This is a genomic window from Streptomyces sp. NPDC054783 (assembly GCF_053611725.1).
Genome location: NZ_JBSHAY010000094.1, coordinates 1 through 3,360 on the forward strand (window position 1 = coordinate 1; position 3,360 = coordinate 3,360).

The 3,360-nt window shown below is 70.7% G+C and carries 1 protein-coding gene; it reads right to left on the minus strand.

Annotation, left to right across the window (positions count from 1 at the left end; translation table 11 throughout):
- The coding region (locus tag ACWGJ5_RS46455; RefSeq protein ID WP_453315624.1) for a type I polyketide synthase at positions 1 to 3,360 on the minus strand (3,360 nt) is incomplete at both ends.

Genomic DNA, 3,360 nt, shown 5'->3' on the forward strand with positions numbered 1-3,360 from the left:
ACCCGCCGACAACACACCCGTGAACAAAAACCCGTCACTGTCCGCCAACGCCACCGCAGCACCCAACAACGGATGACCCGCAACACCCAGACCGACGGCCTCGAGATCCCCGCCGACGACTGCTTCCGGTCCGGGCCAGTAACGCCGGCCCTGGAAGGGATAGGTGGGCAGCTGTATCCGACGAGCGCCGGTCCCGGCGAAGAAGGCCTCCCACTCGACGTCCGTGCCCGCGACGTACACCTGGGCCAGCGCCGCGACGAGTGTCCCGGCCTCGTCGCGACCGCGACGCATCAGCGGGGCGCAGACCTGCGTGCCACCTGGGACACACTCCTGCACCATGGCGGACAGCACACCGTTCGGACCCAGCTCGACGAAGGTCGTGACGCCCTCGGCCTCCAGCACGCGCACGCCGTCCAGGAACCGCACAGCCTCCCGCACATGCCTCACCCAGAACTCCGGCGAGCAGACCTCCTCGACACCCACCACGGAACCAGTGAGGTTGGAGACCACCGGAAGACGCGGAGCCTCGTACGTCAGGCTTTCGGCGACCTCGCGGAAGGCGTCCAGCATCCCGTCCATGTGCGGCGAGTGGAAGGCGTGACTGACCGTCAGGCGACGGGTCTTGCGCCCCTGCTCCTCGAAGCGGGCCGCGATCTCCAGTACGGCGTCCTCGTCACCCGCGACCACCACGGACGCCGGACCGTTGACCGCCGCGATGCTCACCGCGTCCGTCAGATACGGCGTCACCTCGTCCTCGGCAGCCTGCACCGCCACCATCGCACCACCGGACGGCAGCTCCTGCATCAGCCGGCCACGAGCCGCGACCAGGGTGCACGCGTCGGCCAGCGACAGCACACCCGCACAGTGCGCGGCCGCGATCTCACCGATCGAATGACCGGAGACGAAGTCCGGGCGCACACCCCACGACTCCAGCAGCCGGAACAGCGCCACCTCCACCGCGAACAACGCAGGCTGCGTGAACGCCGTCTCGTCGATCAGCCCGGCATCGTCACCGAACAGCACATCGAGGAGCGGCACCTGAAGGTGATGGTCAAGGTACGCACACACCGCGTCCAGCGCGTCCGCGAACACCGGATACGCCTCATACAGCTCCCGGCCCATGCCCAGCCGCTGACTGCCCTGACCGGTGAACAGGAACGCCACCCCACCCGGCTGCGGCACACCCGCCACGACCCCGGCTGCGCTTCGGCCACCGGCCACGGCATCCAGACCCGCCAGCAATCCCTCACGATCACCAGCGACCACAACCGCCCGCTGCTCCAGCGCGGCACGGCCCGTCGCCAGGGAATAGGCGAGGTCGGTGCCGCCAACTGTGGTGTCCTCGTGGGCGAGGGCGTGCAGCCGGCCGGCCTGGGCGCGGAGGGCGTCGGTGTCCTTGGCCGACAGCACGTAGGGCAGCACCGGAAGATCGTGGGTGCCGTCCGGGACCGTCTCGGTCTCCGCCTCGGGTGCCTGCTCGATGATGGTGTGGGCGTTGGTGCCGCTCAGGCCGAAGGACGACACACCTGCCCGGCGCGGGCGATCGGTCTGCGGCCAGTCCCGGGCCTCGGTCAGCAGCTCGACCGCGCCCGCGGACCAGTCCACGTGCGGGGTCGGCTCGTCCACGTGCAGGGTGCGCGGCAGCACACCGTGCCGCATCGCCAGCACCATCTTGATGATGCCCGCGACGCCGGCAGCCGCCTGCGTGTGACCGATGTTCGACTTGATCGAGCCCAGCCACAACGGCCGGTCCCCACCACGCTCCTGACCGTAGGTGGCCAGCAGCGCCTGCGCCTCGATCGGGTCACCCAGCGTCGTACCCGTACCGTGCGCCTCCACCGCGTCCACGTCCGAAGCCGAGAGACCCGCCGAAGCCAGCGCCTGCCGGATGACGCGCTGCTGCGAGGGACCGTTCGGCGCCGTCAGACCATTGCTCGCACCATCCTGATTGATCGCCGAACCCCGCACGACCGCCAGCACGGGGTGGCCGTTCTTCCGGGCGTCGGACAGCCGCTCCACCAGCAGCATGCCCACACCCTCACCCCAGCCGGTGCCGTCCGCACCCGCCGCGAACGCCTTCACCCGGCCGTCGGCAGCAAGACCACGCTGCCGGCTGAAGTCGACGAACGCCTCCGGGGTGGACATGACGGTGACGCCGCCGGCCAGCGCCAGCGTGCACTCGCCGCTGCGCAGCGCCTGCACCGCCAGGTGCAGGGCGACGAGCGAGGAGGAGCAGGCGGTGTCGACGGTCACCGCGGGGCCTTCCAGCCCGAAGACATAGGAGATCCGTCCGGAGACCACGCTCGCCGCGTTACCGGTGCCGAGGTGTCCCTCGATGCCCTTGGGCGGGGCGGCGATCAGGGACGCGTAGTCCTGTCCGTTGGTGCCGACGAAGACGCCGGTACGGCTGCCGCGCACCGTGGTGGGGTCGATCCCGGCGCGTTCGCACACCTCCCAGGCGGTTTCCAGCAGCAGTCGCTGCTGGGGGTCCATCGCCAGCGCCTCACGTGGTGAGATGCCGAAGAAGGCCGCGTCGAACCGGTCGGCGTCGCCGAGGAAGCCGCCCTCACGGGTGTAGGAGGTGCCCTGCCGTTCGGGGTCGGGGTCGGCGAGGCGTTCCAGGTTCCAGCCGCGGTCGGTCGGGAAGCCGGAGATCGCGTCGCGGCCGTCGGTCACGAGGTGCCAGAGGTCCTCCGGTGACCGGACGCCACCGGGGAAGCGGCAGCTCATCGCGACGATCGCGATCGGGTCGTCGGTGTCCGTGGCGACGGCGGTCAGGGCCGGGGTGCCCACCGCGGTCTCCTGTCCGAGGAGTTCGTCGCGCAGGTGGGCGGAGAGAGCGGAGGCTGTGGGGTAGTCGTAGACCAGGGTCGTCGGCAGGCTCAGCCCCGTGACGGCGCCCAGACGGTTGCGCAGCTCCACAGCGGTGAGGGAGTCGAAGCCCAACTCCCGGAACGCACGGTCTCCATGGACGGCCTCGGCACCACTGTGCCCGAGCACGGCCGCGACCTGGGCTCGCACCAGGTCCAGCAGTTCGCGGTGCTGCTCCGGCCCGGTGAGGCCCATCAGCCGCTCGGTGGCCGTGGTGGCCTCGTTGGCGTCGGTGACGACACGGGGGTTGCCCGAGGTCTGCGAGGTCTTTCGCGACTCGGTCAGTTCGTCGAGGAGTGTGCTGGGGCGTACGGCGGTGAAGCCGGACGCGAAGCGTTCCCAGTCCAGGTCCACCACACACAGCGCCGGATCACCGAGCTCACCCAGCCCAACGGCCTGCTCCAGCGCCCGCATCGCCAGCTGCGGGTCCATCGGCGGCATGCCCTCACGCCGCAGCCGCCGCTCCAGGACCCCCTCGGCCGCCATCCC